The 17,314-nt window shown below is 35.9% G+C and carries 19 protein-coding genes; 13 read left to right on the top strand and 6 right to left on the bottom strand.

The genetic code is table 11. The features are described from left to right. Positions 1-15 precede the first annotated feature (15 nt). Positions 16-510, bottom strand: coding sequence for a hypothetical protein (locus O1A01_RS02280; RefSeq protein WP_270065460.1), 495 nt, complete (start codon positions 508-510; stop codon positions 16-18). A gap of 299 nt (positions 511-809) precedes the next feature. Between O1A01_RS02280 and O1A01_RS02285 the strand changes: the two genes are divergently transcribed. The 4 genes from O1A01_RS02285 (at position 810) to O1A01_RS02300 (ending at position 5,056) form a co-directional block, all read left to right on the top strand. Beyond that, complete coding sequence (locus O1A01_RS02285) at positions 810-2,465, top strand: alkaline phosphatase (protein ID WP_270065461.1); 1,656 nt, start codon at positions 810-812, stop codon at positions 2,463-2,465. A gap of 80 nt (positions 2,466-2,545) precedes the next feature. Then, a complete protein-coding gene (locus O1A01_RS02290; RefSeq protein ID WP_270065462.1) occupies positions 2,546-3,094 on the top strand; it encodes a helix-turn-helix domain-containing protein in 549 nt (182 codons plus the stop codon). Beyond that, on the top strand, positions 2,995-3,921 hold the full coding sequence (locus O1A01_RS02295; RefSeq protein WP_157729300.1) for an IS3 family transposase: 927 nt from the start codon (positions 2,995-2,997) through the stop codon (positions 3,919-3,921). Before O1A01_RS02290 ends, O1A01_RS02295 begins: the two co-directional genes overlap by 100 nt. A 232-nt stretch (positions 3,922-4,153) precedes the next feature. Continuing rightward, the gene (locus O1A01_RS02300) at positions 4,154-5,056 is read left to right on the top strand and encodes a protein-glutamine gamma-glutamyltransferase (protein WP_270065463.1); all 903 of its coding nucleotides are present in this window, start codon (positions 4,154-4,156) and stop codon (positions 5,054-5,056) included. Positions 5,057-5,158: 102 nt separating this feature from the next. Here O1A01_RS02300 and O1A01_RS02305 read toward each other — a convergent pair whose 3' ends face one another. The 3 genes from O1A01_RS02305 to O1A01_RS02315 form a co-directional block, all read right to left on the bottom strand. Continuing rightward, the gene (locus tag O1A01_RS02305; protein WP_066416222.1) at positions 5,159-7,168 is read right to left on the bottom strand and encodes a TRAP transporter permease; all 2,010 of its coding nucleotides are present in this window, start codon (positions 7,166-7,168) and stop codon (positions 5,159-5,161) included. Continuing rightward, on the bottom strand, positions 7,161-7,691 hold the full coding sequence (locus O1A01_RS02310) for a DUF1850 domain-containing protein (RefSeq protein ID WP_066416227.1): 531 nt from the start codon (positions 7,689-7,691) through the stop codon (positions 7,161-7,163). The genes O1A01_RS02305 and O1A01_RS02310 overlap by 8 nt, the downstream gene beginning before the upstream one ends. Before the next feature lie 141 nt (positions 7,692-7,832). Continuing rightward, positions 7,833-8,816, bottom strand: a complete 984-nt coding sequence (locus O1A01_RS02315) for a TAXI family TRAP transporter solute-binding subunit (protein WP_066416229.1) — start codon at positions 8,814-8,816, stop codon at positions 7,833-7,835. A 316-nt stretch (positions 8,817-9,132) separates the two neighbouring features. Here O1A01_RS02315 and O1A01_RS25390 point away from each other — a divergent pair, with 316 nt between their 5' ends. The 8 genes from O1A01_RS25390 to O1A01_RS02355 all read left to right on the top strand — a co-directional run bounded on the left by O1A01_RS25390 (position 9,133) and on the right by O1A01_RS02355 (position 14,671). Beyond that, positions 9,133-9,354 (top strand): YjcZ family sporulation protein, encoded by a 222-nt coding sequence (locus O1A01_RS25390; protein WP_066416230.1) that lies wholly within the window; start codon positions 9,133-9,135, stop codon positions 9,352-9,354. A gap of 342 nt (positions 9,355-9,696) precedes the next feature. Next, a complete protein-coding gene (locus tag O1A01_RS02325; RefSeq protein ID WP_443081794.1) occupies positions 9,697-10,518 on the top strand; it encodes an MBL fold metallo-hydrolase in 822 nt (273 codons plus the stop codon). A gap of 81 nt (positions 10,519-10,599) precedes the next feature. Next, positions 10,600-11,028 (top strand): ASCH domain-containing protein, encoded by a 429-nt coding sequence (locus O1A01_RS02330; RefSeq protein ID WP_066416232.1) that lies wholly within the window; start codon positions 10,600-10,602, stop codon positions 11,026-11,028. A 17-nt stretch (positions 11,029-11,045) separates the two neighbouring features. Further along, positions 11,046-11,492: an SRPBCC family protein gene (locus O1A01_RS02335; protein WP_066416242.1), complete on the top strand. Its 447-nt coding sequence runs from the start codon at positions 11,046-11,048 to the stop codon at positions 11,490-11,492. Positions 11,493-11,690: 198 nt separating this feature from the next. After that, positions 11,691-12,632, top strand: coding sequence for a D-alanyl-D-alanine carboxypeptidase family protein (locus O1A01_RS02340; protein ID WP_084380429.1), 942 nt, complete (start codon positions 11,691-11,693; stop codon positions 12,630-12,632). 323 nt (positions 12,633-12,955) lie between these two features. Continuing rightward, complete coding sequence (locus O1A01_RS02345) at positions 12,956-13,081, top strand: FbpB family small basic protein (protein ID WP_084380431.1); 126 nt, start codon at positions 12,956-12,958, stop codon at positions 13,079-13,081. Positions 13,082-13,470: 389 nt separating this feature from the next. Then, positions 13,471-14,277, top strand: coding sequence for a TerC family protein (locus tag O1A01_RS02350; RefSeq protein ID WP_066416243.1), 807 nt, complete (start codon positions 13,471-13,473; stop codon positions 14,275-14,277). Between the two features lie 205 nt (positions 14,278-14,482). Then, the gene (locus tag O1A01_RS02355) at positions 14,483-14,671 is read left to right on the top strand and encodes an HlyC/CorC family transporter associated domain-containing protein (protein ID WP_066416244.1); all 189 of its coding nucleotides are present in this window, start codon (positions 14,483-14,485) and stop codon (positions 14,669-14,671) included. Positions 14,672-14,897: 226 nt separating this feature from the next. Here the strand turns inward: O1A01_RS02355 and O1A01_RS02360 are convergent, their stop codons facing one another. After that, the gene (locus O1A01_RS02360; RefSeq protein WP_066416246.1) at positions 14,898-15,107 is read right to left on the bottom strand and encodes a hypothetical protein; all 210 of its coding nucleotides are present in this window, start codon (positions 15,105-15,107) and stop codon (positions 14,898-14,900) included. A 94-nt stretch (positions 15,108-15,201) separates the two neighbouring features. Beyond that, positions 15,202-15,579, bottom strand: coding sequence for a VOC family protein (locus O1A01_RS02365; RefSeq protein WP_066416247.1), 378 nt, complete (start codon positions 15,577-15,579; stop codon positions 15,202-15,204). A 231-nt stretch (positions 15,580-15,810) separates the two neighbouring features. Here O1A01_RS02365 and aspA point away from each other — a divergent pair, with 231 nt between their 5' ends. After that, positions 15,811-17,241 carry an aspartate ammonia-lyase gene (aspA, locus tag O1A01_RS02370; protein WP_066416249.1) on the top strand — a complete coding sequence of 477 codons (1,431 nt, stop codon included), beginning with the start codon at positions 15,811-15,813 and terminating at the stop codon, positions 17,239-17,241. The last annotated feature ends 73 nt before the right edge of the window (positions 17,242-17,314 follow it).

The raw sequence follows: 17,314 nt of genomic DNA on the forward strand, positions 1-17,314 counted from the left end.
CCATCCGTCCACAAATTATAACCCACTTTCATCTAAATACCTTATACTAGTTATTTTGTCATCAGAGTTGAAGGTAACTCTACCAGAAACTTCTGCTGTTTGTTGTTCGCTTCCTTCTTTTTCGGTTAACAGAGTGGCTTTAAAATCATAGGTTCCTTCTGTAGTTTCGCTACTATCCACTTCGATGTGATCTACCTTCATTTCATAACCTCCATTATACGCCGTTAAATGATAATGAAAAGCGTAGGTTGAAATAAAGCTCGTATACATCTCTTCAGTGAAATAAGACTTATAAAGATTCTCGTAATAGCTTTCAATCTTAGCTGGATCTTCCCACTCAATAACTTCAAGGTCTGGCCCATTTAGTTGATGTTTTAGAACTGTAGAGATGGCTTCAATATGTTTTTCTTGAGTAGCGGATGAAGAGCAACTAGCCATAAATAACATTATTCCAAATAAAAGCAATGGCGTAACTATTCGAGCTTTGTTAAACGTAAGAAACTTTTTCATTATTAATCCCCCCATATTTCTATTACGAATTATATATAAAAAAGTTCCGAAATGCGAAATAGTTTTCCAAAAAATGTGTGGACGAGGGACTGTCCCTCCGTCCACCTTTATCCCTATAGCTAGTTCTTACATACTAATCCATAGTTTTAAAAACTAGTCATTTTATCACAGTTCCTCTTTTGTTACAAGGAAAAAAACGATAATTTACATATTCTTTACTTAATACCCATCAAGGTTTAATAGTTTTCTTTTATGATAAATGCGAGTTTAATAGTTTTACTAAGAGAGGAGATTGTTAAATGAGACGCATTTTGAGTAAAAAATTAGCTATTATTTCAATGGCTACAGCTGTAACTATTTCTACTTTAGGCTTTACTGGGTACAATAGTTTTCCGGAAGCTAAGGGTAAGAAGAATGAACCAACGAATGTCATTATGATGGTGATGGATGGAACTAGTGCAGGGGCTACTACTCTAGCAAGATGGTATAAAGGTGAGGACCTTGCCATGGATGAAATTGTTGTTGGAGGAGTGCGTACTCATTCTGCTGAAGCAGCGATTACGGATTCAGCACCAGCTGCAACGGCTTTGGCAACAGGATATAAAAGTAATGATAAGGTCATTGGGCTACTTCCTGAAGTAGTAAATACACCTGGAGTAGACGCTGTTGACCCTGAAGATGCCTATAAGCCAGTTGCGAATGTATTAGAAGGGGCAAAATTATTAGGAAAGTCAACAGGTATCATTTCTACTTCTGAAATTCAACATGCAACTCCAGCAGGATTCTCTTCTCACGCAACACATCGAAGTAACTACCAAGATATAGCGGAGCAACAGGTGTATCAAGAAATTGATGTTGTTCTAGGTGGGGGAAAAGAAGCTCTACAACCAGGCACAACTAGAAATGCTCGTGTGGATGGTGAAAATTTAATTGAAGTACTTGAAAATAAAGGATATGACTTCGTTGAATCACGTGATGAACTTTTAAATACAAATTCAAATAAAATTTGGGGGTCATTTGCTCCTTCTGCTTTAGCTTACGACTTTGATCGTCAGGCTACAAACAATAATGAACCATCGCTTGCGGAAATGACGAAAAAAGCGATTGACACTCTATCTCAAAATGAAAAGGGCTTCTTCCTATTTGTAGAGGGAAGTAAGGTAGACTGGGCAGCTCATGCCAATGATACAATCGGTATTTTAAGTGATGTTCTAGCTTTTGATGACGCGGTAAAAGAAGCACTAGACTTTGCTAAAAAAGATGGAAATACAATGGTAATCGCAGTAAGTGACCACGGAAACAGTGGAATTACGATGGGGAACGTAAATACAAACTCTAACTATCCAGAAATTCCAGTTTCTGCATATATTGATCCGTTAAAGAAAGCATCGATGACGATTGAAGGTGCATTAAGGCAATTAAAATCCGATCGCTCAAATATGAAAGAAGTAGCAGAATTGTATGGATTGGACAATTTAACAGCAACAGAAATTGAAAATTTAAAAACGTCTAAAACTTTACAAGCTGATATGATGAAAATGCTAGCGGATCGCGCGAACATTGGATTTTCAACTGGTGGACATACAGGGGAAGACGTTTTTCTTTACGCATATGGTCCATCTAAACCGTTTGGCTTAGTAGATAACACCGACCTTGCAAAAACAATGGCTAAATTTTTAGGGGTTGATTTAGATAAAACAACGGACAAGCTTTTTGTTAATGCAAGAGAGTCCTTTGAGAACAAAGGATATACAACTCGTATCGATGTAACAGATGAAAACAACCCAGTATTTATTGCAGAAAAACAAAAAATTAAAATAGAACTACCTGTTAATAAAAACATTGCCTACGTTACACAAAATAACAAATCATACGTTAAAACACTTGATGGCGTAACAGTCTATAACTCAAAAGACTTCTACGTATCAAAAACTGCATTAAATCTATCAAAATAATGGACAGCGTGGACATGGGGACAGGTCCTGTGGTGAACCCCAAAAGTTAGAGTCAAAATCTAACCTTTGGGGTGAGTCAGTTGACTAGGAAATATAGTGAAGATTTAAAGATAATGGTGGTTAAGGAGTATCAAGAAGGAAAACTCGGATTGCGCCCTCTGGCAAATAAGTATGGCATTCAATCAAAATCATTGATCCATAGATGGATAAAGGCCTATGAGAAATTTGGTGAAAAAGGTTTAGAAAATAGAAGGAGCACAGAAACATATACTGTTCAATTCAAGCTAGATGTATTAAGCTTTATGAAGAGAACAGGTTCTTCAGCTATGGAAACCGCCCTTCACTTTGGTATAACTAATTCAACTACCGTATCTAGGTGGATGAGAGCTGTCACTGTTGGAGGTGGATTGGAAGGCCTGAATAAACAAAAAGGACGGCCTCCCATGTCTAAAAATAAGAAAAAACAAGAAGAAATGACGAATGAACAAAGGTTAGAAAGAGAGAACGAACTACTGCGCTTAGAGGTAGAATATCTAAAAAAGTTAAGAGCTTTTCAGATGGATCCGGAAGGCTATCTCGAAAAGCACAAGCAGCGTTATCATTCGAACTCAAAGAAACCTTCAAATTAAAAGATGTTTTAGTAGTAGTGGGTATTCCAGAATCCACTTACCATTATCATATAAAAGCAATGGAAAAGGAAAATCCAAAGCAGGAACTAGAGGATTTGATTCTGTCCATATTCAATGAGCATGGGGGTAATTTTGGGTACCGTCGTGTTCGATTAGAGTTACGTAACAAAGGATATAAGGTTAATCATAAGGCTGTACAGCGTATCATGAACAAGTTAGGGATTAAGTGTATAAAATTTAGTAGAAAAACTAGAAAGTATAACTCCTACAAAGGCAATGTAGGAAAGATAGCTAAAAATCGTTTAAATCGACGATTTAAAACAAGTGTATGCCATCAAAAATTGGCTACTGATATTACGGAATTTAAATGTACGAATGGTGTTAAACTTTATCTTAGCCCTATCATGGACTTATTTAATGGGGAAATTCTCTCCTACGAGATAGGAGCTAGTCCAACATTAGACCTTACGTTGAAGCCTCTTTTGAAGGCAATAAACATAGTAAAAGATTCAAAGTATCGAACTACTATTCACTCTGATCAAGGATGTCAATATCAACACAAAAAGTGGGTTAAAACACTAAAAGAAAATAAGATATTTCAAAGTATGTCTCGAAAAGGGAATTGTTTGGATAATTCTCCAATGGAGAACTTCTTTGGCATACTAAAACAAGAAATGTATCACGGAGAGCCGTTGTGTTCGTTTGAAGTATTAAAAGAGAAGATTGATATATATATAGATTACTATAACAATAAACGCATTAAGCAAAAATTGGATGGCATGAGTCCGGTTCAATTCCGCATCCATACCAGCCAATTAGCTGCATAATAAAAACTCTAACTTTTGGGGGTCACATCATCCCTCGTCCACACTTTTTTTGGAAATTTTATAATTATATAGAAATTATTGAAGGGCAAAAAGGTGTTCGCTATATACTAGCAAACGCCTTTTTCTGTTAGCCACACCCCTCCATTCCTAAACCACAAGCAATTATCTCTCCTAGCCCACATATACATCAATATATAGACAATTTAGCGCAATCGGGAAAAGTGTAAAAACAATGGAGTGGAAAATTCTACTTATCTACTCAAACGAAATGGGGAATAGCATGATACAAGTAGCTGGAAGACCTTTAACTGCAGAAAGTGTAGCCGAGTTTGGAGCGGATGAAAGCATAATTATTCAACAAATGTTGAATGCACCTGAAACATTTTCTTACCGAACGATGAACGAACTTCGGTTTGAACTCAACATGCGTAAAAATATTATGGATAGCGCACGAGAGATGAGCGATAGTAAGGCTGCGTTTACTATTTTTGAAACCGCTCGTTGTAATCCTGCATACTGGAATTTGACCAATGCCGGAGGGTTTTTATTAAGGCCAGGTGTAAGACCTTCAGAAGCAGTTTTAGATATTTATCGTAACGGTTCTCTTTACGCATTTGAATGTGCAACCGCAATGGTAATTGTCTATTATCATGCAGTTTTGAAAAGTATAGGGTCACCGAATTTTGATATTCTTTTTCAGAACCTTTACTTGTATAGCTGGCATACAGACCCGGACTTAGAATTACACTCATCTTACCTGAATTATTTTCTACCTGGAGATGTTGTGTATTTCAATAATCCAGAGTTTCATCCGAATGTATCGTGGTTTAGAGGTTTGAATGCGGTTGTATTAAGTGATGGGACATATTTCGGTCACGGGTTTGGAATCATGACTGCAGATCAGATTATAAATTTTTTAAATACACAACGTTTTCCAGGAAGCACGCAGCCTGCTTACTTAGCTAATATAGTTACAAGAATTTCGTCTTCAACGATGCATAAGCTTTTCACCTTACAAGGCAGTCGTATTGCTCATAAAAAGCCAAAAGTGGTTGTGCATCATAATCTTTGTTCGATATCGTCTGTACAGTATGAGCATTATTGTAAACAAGTAAATGGATCGAATTCTAATTAAATGTCACACATGAGTGAACGTGCAAATTTATGTCTACCTTGAGAAAAGTGGTAAAAATAAAAGAAACGCATTTTCAACAATGCGTTTCTCCCTTTAGCGATGCTAGAGACTAACATCTTTCACTTCAGAGGTATTCATTTTATTACGGCGAACATGAAGTAACTGGAAAGCAAGTAATACTATAAAAGTGATTAATCCAATTGTGTCGGTATACGATTCCGGATAAATCAATAGTAATCCAGCTAATATAGTGACAATTCTTTCTATCCAATTTATTTTTCTATACCAGAAACCAATTAATCCAGCACCTATAGAAATCATCCCAATAATAGCAGTAAAAAGGGTCCAGGATACTTCTAAGAAGGTTGTGTCAATTAATAGTAATTGAGGTTGAAACACGAACATGTATGGAATGATAAATGCTGCTATCGCTAGTTTTGAAGCATTTACTCCCGTTCGAATAGGGTCACCTTTTGATATACCAGTTGCTGCAAAGGCTGCAAGTGCTACTGGAGGTGTAATATCTGCAACAATACCAAAATAAAATACAAACATATGGGCAGCTAAAACTGGAATAGCAACTTCTAATTGCCCATTTAGTGCAATAATTGCCGGGAGGGCAATCGTAGAAGTAATAATATAGTTAGCAGTTGTTGGTGAACCAATACCTAGTATGATAGATGTAATCATTGTGAAAAATAATGTTAAAAACAATAATAAACTTGGTGTAGAAGTGATAGAAGATGCAATACCAACTAGTCCATTACCTAACTTTAGGCCTAATCCTGTTTTTGTCACAATACCAACGATTAAACCAGCACATGCAGTTGCTGCAGCAACTCCTAACGCAGTACGTGCACCAGAAGTTAAAGCGAAAAGAATCTTAGATGGAGTAATTCTTGTATCTTTTCTAATTAAACTGACTAAAATAGCACTTAAAATTCCATATAATGCTGTTCGCTCAATACTCATTCCTTGGAAAAGTAGAACAACGATTACAACGATCGGAAGTAAAAGGTGAATTTTCTTTAATACTTCTTTTTTCGGTGGAATCTCTTCTTTCGGTAATCCAAGCAAACCTAATTTTTTTGCTTCAAAATGGGTCATAATCCAAATGCCTGAAAAATATAGAATTGCCGGAATAACAGCAGCTTTTGCTATATCCCAATAAGGTACACCCGCAAATTCAATCATTAGAAAAGCAGCAGCACCCATTATTGGTGGCATGATTTGACCACCAGTTGAGGCAGCTGCTTCGACAGCACCAGCAAAATTTTTGTGATACCCGAGACGTTTCATTAATGGAATTGTATAGGAACCTGTCGTTACGGTATTGGCAACGGAGCTTCCTGAAATAGTCCCTTGCAATGCACTTGAGAAAATCGCTACTTTGGCTGGTCCACCGATACGACGACCTGCTATTGAAATAGCTAAATCATTAAAATAGTTACCTACACCAGTTTGGACGAGAAATGCCCCAAATAAAAGGAAGAGAAAGATAAAGGTGGATGAAACCTGTAACGGTGTACCAAGTATCCCTTCTGTAGTAAAGAACATAGATTGTACTAATTGGTGTAAATTAAGCCCGCGATGAGCAAGCATACCAGGCATATAAGGGCCGAAATAGCCATACGCTAAAAATACTACTGCTATAATTGTAATAGGAATACCAACTGCTCTTCTTGCAGCCTCTAAAACTAGCAAGATTGCGATACTACCGATTACAAGCTGTTCAGTAGAAATCCTACCAATTTGCTGGACGAGTGAGTCGTAATTTAATGGCCAGTAAGAACAAACTATAATTGTTAATAGGATTAGAATATAGTCATACCAAGCTACCTTATTTTTCACCCGACCTTTAATTGCCGGAAATAATAAGAAAATCGCTGTTAGTGCAAAACCCAAATGAACAGTTCGTTGAATATAGGCAGTGAATTGACCGAAAATACCTGTATATAACTGGAATAAAGAGAACGAAAGTAGTAATATAAAAACAACTTTAGCAGAATAACCAGTTAATTTACGAGTGTTAGATTCAGCGTCATACTTTTTTAGTAATTCTTCATGTTCTTCTGGTGTTAATTGTTTATCATTTGTAGCTTTTTCACTCATGTATCTTAACTCCTTTCAAATATTGCCAAACGGTAAGTTTTTTCATTTCAACTTTATACCACGCACCTGGTTCAAAATAATCGTTAAATTCGACCATTTTTTTACCATTGTCCCATACAAGACGATGCTCGGATATAGTTTTACCATTTCGTATATTCATAGAGGGGAAAATATTATTCATATTTTTTATATGATATTTACCATTTTCATATACAAACAGCTCTTCCTCGTTTGCGTTAGAAGGCATTCCTATACCAAACTGTTCATAAACTATTTCATATTGAAGTATATTAAGGTTGGGTAGAACTCTGTATTTTTCTGTTACATCGGTTAAATGAATAGAATGAGTAAAAATAATGGTAAACTCTTCCCCTTTATTAATTGGAAGAATTGCTTGAATTCGATTCGTGTTTTCAAAGTGAAATACTAAAGCAGTCCGAAAGGGATAAACAAATATACCCCCCATAATGAAAATAGTGAAACAGATAATATATAATGACCTATTTTGTTTGAGAAATTTCATAGTAGAACCTACCAATTATAAGAGTTTTTAAAATAGGTTATCTTTGATGCACATTTATCATTCATTTAATTTGGATTATATGATAAAAAAGAAAGGCCGAAAGCACAAACAAGTAGGGTTGTGCCGGCCTTCTCTCTTTTACTATTCCTTTATTACTCCAACTTCTTTAAAGTACTTTTCAGCACCAGGGTGTAAATCGATGCCAATTCCATTTAAAGCTGTATCTTTGGAAATGAATTCACTTTTTGCATGAGCAATTTTATCAGTATTTTCATAGATAGCTTTCGTAATATTATAAACTAATTCTTCAGATAGGCTATCTGTTACTGCTAACATTGCAAGAACTGCGACTGTTTGAACTTCATCTTTCATTCCATATGTTCCAGCTGCGATAACATCTGATGCATAGAAAGGATATTTTGAAATTAATTCGTCAACTTTTTCTTTTGAGATACCAATAATAGAAACAGGTGTAGTAGCTGATAAACCTTCAACAGCACCTGTTGGAGTACCTGCAGTAATGAAAGCTGCATCAATACGCCCATCTTGAATTCCACCTGTAGATTCACCGAAGTCTAAATTTTGTGCATTAATATCATCTATAGATAAGCCATGAACTTCTAAAATTTGAGTAGCGTTCATATATGTTCCTGATCCTGGTGCACCAACAGAAACCGATTTACCTTTTAAATCTTCTACACTAGTAATTCCGGAATCAGCTCTTGTAACAATTTGTACTGTTTCTGGATAAAGAGATCCGATTGCTAGAACATTATCGACTGCTTTTCCTTCAAATGCATTTACCCCTTCAACTGCATATGAAACAACATCAGTTTGTACAAATGCTAGCTCAGCATCTCCTTGTTGTAGCGCAACTACGTTATCCGCAGAAGCATTGGAAGAAACTGCGTCTGTTTGAACTCCAGTTTCATCAGTAATAATTGTTGCCATTGCTCCACCTAATGGGTAGTATGTACCACTAGTACCACCAGTTAACATACTTAAATATTCAGGATTGTCTCCACCTTCATCACTACTCGAAGTGTTACTACCACCACATGCTGTTAAAAACAACGAAAAAATAAACAACACTAAAAGTAATAATATAGACTTTTGTTTTTTCACACTAAATCCCCCTTTGTCTATTTAGTAATTACAAGTAAAGTTTATATAATATTCAATTAATTGTCAAACCTTCTTTACAAATATAGTAGTGTACAAATCTAATAGAAAATATGTCTAATAAGAGATAATTTTAAGTAGTTTTTTGAAATTCGAAAGAAAAGTCTTTATTAGGTTTATTAACATTTACAAGACTTGATTCTTGACCTTCCTTGTCCACCAAGGGCGTTTACCCATTTATTAGGCAAACAGGTCCCTATTCCAACTAGGTGAGTATAATGTAGTGTAAATATACTAAACCGAAAAGGAGTACTGAGATATGTATGCTAATAATGTACCGCCTATGGTGGCAGGCGCAAATATGCCACCAAATGTACCGCCGATGGTTGCAGGTGTAATGGATGTTCCTTATGCAGCACCAGCTTACGGATATGGATGTGGCCCTGTTGCTCCAGCTTGTGGGTATGGGCACGGGTTTTTGCTAATTGTTGTGTTGTTTATATTACTAATCATTGTAGGATGCAGTTTCCCTAAATGCTAATATAAGAATCAGTGGGCGGCTATCTCAAAAAAGGTACCGCCTTTGAAATTTGTGTAAAATGAATTGACTTGTACCAGCGCCTAAACTGCCCTGTCTCCTATTACACCCAATAAAAGAACCGACATTTATCCCAAATTTGTTCTTTAAGTTATTGTTCATAGAATATTTTTGTGATTTTACAGGTTTCAAAAATTACTTTACAAGATGTCGAATTTACTTATTTAATCATCAGATGTAGTTAATAGATAGTTTTGTAACCCAAGAAGTTTCCTTTAAAATAGTGAATGAATATTCACTCACTACGTGTTATGATAATAAAAAAGAAAGCAAGGGGAGTGAACATTGTTATTTAAAAAGGATTTTACTCAGAAAACTCTAAATGGAGTTCAGATGGGAAATGGAACAATCGCTTTTCAAGGTGTAAAGCTTAACGTTCATAGCTTTTGTACTGACGGAGTGTTAATTGATACCGGTGCGAGGTCTCTAGAGAAATTTTTTATCCCCTTTTTTGAAAACTTATCGATCGATCAAGTAATGATAACGCACTATCATGAAGATCATACAGGGTGTGCAGCGTATTTACAAAAAGAAATGAAGCTCCCTCTTTATATGAGTAAGGAATTAATAGCATCATGCAAGGAAAAAGCAGACTATCCGCTTTATCGACAATTGTTTTGGGGAAAGCGTAAACCGTTCCATGCACACCGAATTGGTGATACGTTTCATTCGCGGAATGCCACTTGGAGTGTTATCGAAACTCCAGGCCACGCTAAAGATCACCTTTCGTTTTTAAATCGCGAAACTGGGCAGCTTTTTACAGGAGACCTATATTGTCAAGAAAAAACGAAAGTAGTGCTTCGAGAGGAAAGCATTCCGATGATTATCGAATCGTTGGAAAGGGTATTAACCTACGAGTTTGATGAAGTGTTTTGCAGCCATGCAGGCCACTTGAAAAATGGACGCATTGCTCTACAAAGAAAGCTAAATTATTTGTTAGATCTCCAAGGTAATATTTTAAAAATGCATAAAGAAGGATTGTCTTCAGAAGAAATAAAAAGCCAGCTCTTTCCAAAAAAATACCCGATCATGCGTTTCTCTCAAGGAGAATGGGATTCTATTCATATTGTGCACTCAGTTATAAAGCAACATTCGACTGTTTGTTAAGCTTAAGGCTTAGATTAATTCACATCATATTGTACAATAGCAGGGAAAAGCTAATGAAAAATAGCTTTTGGAGGTTTAGAAGTGAAAGTACTATCAATGATTCAGCCGTGGGCAAGCCTTTTTGTCCTTCGAGAAGCTCAATATGAAACGAGAAGTTGGAAAACGAACTACAGAGGGCCACTCGCCATACATACAAGTAAAAAAATAAACAAAGCAGTATGTAGTCATCGTGCAATACAAGCATTGCTTTATAAGCATGGTTATACAGTTGAAGGTCTACCAACTGGTAAAATTATTGCAGTTTGTAATCTTATCGATTGTTTAAAGGTAGTGGAAAACCATCAAACGAGTGCGATTCTTGAAGATGGAAGGGAAGTTTCAGGGAATGATTTTTTCCTGGGAGACTATCCCGAAAATGGTTATGTATGGGTCATAGAGGGTATGAGAACGTTAGATTCTTTTATTCCTGCAAAAGGAAAGCTTGGATTGTGGGAGTACGAAGAAGAATAATTTTAGGGGCGATATATATGATGAGGTTCCGAGGAGTCTTCACTAACCAAACAATATTAGAAGTTCCCATCGATGCAGTTTGGGACTTTTTCCAAACAACGGAGAATCTAGCGCGCATTACGTCTTATCCAAAAGTAAACATTCAAGGTTCTTCTGTAGTGGAGGTAGGGAAAACGATGAGATTGCAATTACATTTTGGAATATGGAAAACATCATGGGACTCCTACATTTCGGAATGGAGAGAAAAAGAATGGTTTGAAGATACAATCGTCAAGCCACCATTTCCTTTTAGTGCATGGAAACATCGTCATCAGTTTATTGCTAAGTCGGAAGACGAGACAATTATGATGGATATACTCGAGTTTCAAAGCCAACTTCCACCTTGGCTTATAAAAGCAGGTTTGTATCTTATGTTTAAAGATAGAGAAAGAGCGATAAAAAAGTATTTAAATAATAAAAATTAAACAAAAGTCATAACTAATATGGCTTTTTTTGTCTATAAAGAACCTTCTCTCGCTTTCCACCGTCTCAATAAAGAAAGTATCTACTATGAATAAAATTTCTAAAATTGTAGATGATGAAAAAGGATGGTTTTGTATGCTTAATAGCTTTACACATAAAGCAACTGGTTAAGTTTACAAAAGAGATGTTGGAGGAAAACAATGAGCAAAACAAAGAAAAATAAAGTTTACATACTTCCTGTAATGTTAGCCGCTTTATTTAGTATGTTTGCTTTAAATCCATTATTATTTATGAATGAACCGATCGTTGACGCGAGTGCGGCCATTGTGATGGATGCAACGAGCGGGGATGTGCTTTATTCAAAAAATGAAAACGTGCCGTTAGCACCAGCAAGCATGTCTAAATTAATGACTGAATATATCATTTTAGAAGAAATTGAACGAGGCAATGTTTCTTGGGATGAATATGTCGTCATAAGTGAAACGGCTGCATCTACTGGAGGCGCTTCTATTCCGTTAATGGAAGGGGAACGTATTTCTGTTCAGGATCTCTTTTACGCAATGGTGATGCCTTCTGCTAATAATGCAACAGTACTTCTTGCAGAACATATTGCTGGTAGCGAAGAAGAGTTTACGAAGCTTATGAATGAAAAAGCACGGTCGTTAGGGCTTTCTGATGAAACCAATTTTGTGAACGCAACGGGACTACCGAATGAGATAAGTCAACAGTCGACGATGACCGCTCATGATGTAGCTAGCCTTTCTATTCAACTGTTGGACCGTTTTCCAGAGGTTTTAGAGATTACCCAACTGTCAAACTACCAATTAAGTTATCACAATACATATATTACAACGACAAACGCCATGCTGTTATCGGATAATCCGAAAATACTTTTTGACGGCCTTGACGGATTAAAGACAGGTTACACCGGGGAAGCAGGGTACTGTTTTGCAGGGACAGCTAAACAAGGAGATAAACGAATTGTTTCTGTTATCATGGGCACATCTACGACCGATCAACGGTTTGTAGAGACAAGAAAATTAATGGCTTACGGCTTTGAAAACGCTCCTGTCACACTAGAGCATATCGTTAATACGACTATATATAAATTCAAAACAGTACTGGAAAGTAAATTAATATAGTATATAAAAATATGTTGACAGCTTTGTAAAATTACTATATCTTTAATTTAGATTAATATTGGTTCCCTAAAGGGGAGTAGCTTTTACAGCAAAGTCGTCATCTCGGAGTTTTACCACTCTCGGCTTTGTTGGCAACATAACAGTTGTTAGCAAGACCTTTACCTATTGGTAGAGGTCTTTTTTGCATAAAAAACCTTTACCGTGTTTTGGTAAAGGTTTTTTTATTTATATATTAAGGAGCAAACGTATGAAAGAAATAAGGTTGATTCTCTAAAGAAAATCAGAAAACTAGTTAGACTAATTAAACGAGAGGTTGATAAATATTGAAAAAAGTAAAACTTTCTTTTTCAGAGTTAATGAAGGAAAACAAAGAAGAGTTACTAAAAGACCGTGAACAAATGGAGAAAATTGAAAAACGCTTAGAAGAAAAGTATGTTGGTCAAAAATAAAAAAAGCAATAGAGGCTGTTAAGTTTTTGGTGAAAAATATAAAAATATATTTCCTTACTAAAACAAGAGAAAGTGTCGCCCAAGATACAAAAAATAACATAAAAACAGAGAGGAAGTATTCTAGTGTAGAAAAAATCGATTTCTTACAATTATTACATTATAAGGAGAACGAATTTAATTGACGAAACAATATGTAAGAAACTTATTCATCGCATTCACTTTATGAACCGTGATGGAAACTCAGTTCCTATCAACTGGAAGTGAGGACCAGAAGAATCCACCTCGATTCCAAAATAGTATCGTAACTGTGATTCAAAGTTATTCTATTAACAATAAAAACTAGCAAAACAACAAAATTATAACAGTAAAACTAGGAGGTCATTGTTTAGGTGGATTTTTCAATATTATTTGAGTATGCATGGGTTTTACTATTATTAATAGCCATTGAAGGTTTGTTAGCAGCTGATAATGCACTAGTATTAGCTATTATGGTGAGGCATCTTCCTGAAGAGCAGCGTAGAAGGGCATTGTTCTACGGACTAGCTGGAGCATTCGTGTTCCGTTTTGGTTCACTATTTGTGATATCTTTTCTTGTGGATGTGTGGCAGGTGCAAGCGATAGGTGCACTTTACCTATTGTTTATCGCGGCAAATCACATATTTAGAAAACTAATTGTTAATAAAGAAAAAGATAAAGTAAATGAAAAAAAGGAAAAGAAAAAGTCAGGTTTTTGGGTAACAGTTTTTAAAGTGGAGCTTGCAGATATAGCTTTTGCTGTAGATTCTATTCTTGCAGCTGTTGCTTTAGCTGTTACACTTCCAAACACTAATCTTCCTGAAATTGGAGGCTTAGATGGTGGGAAATTCCTCGTTATATTTGCAGGGGGGTTGATTGGGTTAATAATTATGCGATTCGCGGCTAACTATTTTGTAAAACTTCTACAAACGAGACCAGGATTAGAAATTGCAGCATTCGCGATAGTTGGATGGGTTGGTGTAAAGTTATTAGTGTATACGTTATCTCACCCAGAATTAGCTATCTTGCCAGAAGGGTTTGCAAAATCACCTGAATGGAAAATTTCGTTCTATGTAATCCTTCTACTAATTGCGCTTTTTGGTTGGTTTCTTTCCAAAGAAAAGAAAGCTGATACAACGAACGCTCCATCACAAGAGAGCAGCGTAGAGGTAGGTAAGTAAAAAGGTAACTCAATTATAGATAAGAATAAAACAATTGTTATTTCAAACAATAGTAAAAGAAAGTAAAGTATTTATATAAACTGCTTGTTATTTTTATGGAGGTATGTTTGGTGTTGATCCCAATGGCACGGATGGAATTGTGACTATCGAGGATCTAATTTAAGAGATTGTCGGTAATATCTTTGATGTATACGATGAGCCTGAAATGGATTCAGGTCAAGTGAAGAAGATAGGTCAAGATTTGTTCGTACTTTCTGGAATGCTCAATTTGCATGAGGTTGAAGATATATTAAAGGTTGAATTTCCTAAGGATGAATACGATACATTAAGTAGATTTATTATTGGTCAATTATGTTATAGTGAAAATTACAGTAAAAAAGAAAATGCTAAGTAAAATAGGATAGTTGGTGTTTATTATTCAAGGAGAAATTATCGAAATCTGGTACGCACGAAGAGCTGTTACATAAGAAAGGCTACTAATATGAAATGTATGTAATGCAGTTCCAAAGTCGAAGTAAGTTGCTGGTCAGAGAGCGTGAAAAAGATACCTACTATTTAAATTAGGTATCTTTTTACGCTAGTTATTAGTGCCAACTAGCATTGGCGTTGTATAAAATATATTAGCGAGATGCTTTTGGTGGTTGGCACACTTCACATTTTCGTTGATTATTATTTTTAAATTTCGTAAATGTTTTTTCGAAATTAGTACCACAAGCACATTTTAAAAGTAACTTCTGAGAAAAACCGTGATATTCTGTCGACAGTAGTTTACTTTCGGAATTTTTCTCGATAAATTCTTTTATTTTCTCAATTGTCCATCGTTTATTCAATATAATGACCTCCATATTTATCCAAGACAGAGGCTATTTCTCCGTCATTTGAATCAAGCTTCTCATTATAGCATGATTGGTATTCATCATAAAGTTAAATTAGTACTTCACTCATGAAAGCATGTGTATTTCCTTCCGTGTCATGAAAAAATACCATCCATGTTTCAGTATTTCCCATTTTTGCCACAACATGAGGTTCACCCAAAAAATTTACATCCTTATGTAATAACTCATCATATGTTTTCTGGATATGTTCCACTTTAAAGTAAATGACGGAACTCGAATGTGTAAATTGTTCTTTTTCAGGAAGGCTTAACAAAATCCGTAGTCCATTACAATCTAAAAAGGCCATATTCTCCGTGTTAAATAATAGTGATAATCCAAGTGTATCCTTATAAAAATGTATCGCTCTTTCTATCTTTTTAACTGGCACTCCGATTTGTCCGATTTTCTGAATCGTATTAGTTTCCATTATGGATAATCCCTCACCTTATTTTTATCTATTATAACTATTCTATATAACTAAATTTTCACCTTTATTTTGGACTATGGTTGGTATTATAAGGGTGGATTACTTTTCCTCTTTAATCCACTAACCTAACTGCTTGAGGTTTCTCTAAACTTTTGTTTTAATAAGCAATAGTACTACAATTAAAAGATTAATAGAGCTAATAAATTAGCTTACTAGAGGAGAATGAAGGATATGTCAATAACAAAGGGCCAAATGCGAATGGAAAAAGACTTCTTAGGTTCAAAGGAGGTTCCTTCTGAAGCATATTACGGAATTCAAACGCTTCGTGCAGTTGAAAACTTTCCTATTACAGGATATCGAATTCATGAAGAGCTCATAAAAGCGATGGCTGTTGTGAAAAAAGCAGCTGCACTTGCTAACATGGATACGAAACGTCTTTATGACGGAATTGGAAAGAATATTCTGAAGGCTGCAGATGAGTTGTTGGCAGGAGAAATGCATGATCAAGTTATCGTGGACCCGATCCAAGGTGGAGCAGGAACGTCCATTAATATGAATATAAATGAAATCATTGCCAATCGTGCCCTAGAACTAATGGGTGAACAAAAGGGAGACTATTCGTACTGTAGTCCAAATACGCATGTTAATATGTCACAGTCTACAAATGATGCTTTCCCGACAGCGATGCATATTGCGGTGTTAAACACATTAGAAAAATTGATTAAATCAATGGAAGCAATGCACGCTGCCTTCCAACAAAAAGCGAATGAATTTAATCACGTAATTAAAATGGGTCGTACTCACTTACAGGATGCAGTTCCGATTCGTCTTGGACAGGAATTTGAAGCATATAGTCGTGTCGTTGCACGTGATATAAACCGTATTAAACAATCGCGCCAACATTTATACGAAGTGAATATGGGAGCAACAGCGGTTGGAACTGGCTTAAACGCAGATCCAAAATATATTGAACAAGTGGTAAAACATCTTCAAGACATTAGCGGACTTCCACTAACAGGTGCAGATCATCTTGTAGACGCAACGCAAAATACTGATGCGTATACAGAAGTTTCAAGTGTATTAAAAATTAGCATGATAAACATGTCGAAAATTGCCAATGACTTAAGATTAATGGCATCTGGACCGAGAGCTGGATTAGGAGAAATTACATTACCTGCAAGACAGCCAGGTTCTTCGATTATGCCTGGAAAAGTAAACCCAGTAATGCCAGAGCTTATTAACCAAGTAGCATTCCAGGTTATCGGAAACGATCAAACGATTTCGCTAGCTTCCGAAGCTGGCCAGTTTGAATTGAATGTAATGGAGCCAGTTCTCATATTCAACTTGCTTCAATCCATTACCATTATGACAAACGCTTTTGGTACTTTCACCGAACATTGTTTAAAAGGAATAACAGCAAATGAAGAAAGACTAAAAGAGTACGTGGAAAAGAGTGTTGGAGTCATTACAGCCGTTAACCCACATATCGGTTACGAAGTAGCATCTCGTATTGCGAGAAAAGCGATTATTGAAGGTGTTCCAGTTCGTGATCTATGCTTACAATTTGATGTTCTAACAGAAGAAGAGCTAGACCTTATTTTAGATCCTTACGAAATGACGAAACCAGGTATTGCTGGTGCGGCGTTGTTTGATAGGGAATAGATTCGTTCAAAGCTGAGTTCAGTTTTTTGTTTCATGTACAAAGGGCTGAATTCGGCTTTTTTTGTATAGTTTT

Source organism: Sutcliffiella sp. NC1 (assembly GCF_027594365.1).
Taxonomy (GTDB): domain Bacteria; phylum Bacillota; class Bacilli; order Bacillales; family Bacillaceae_I; genus Sutcliffiella; species Sutcliffiella cohnii.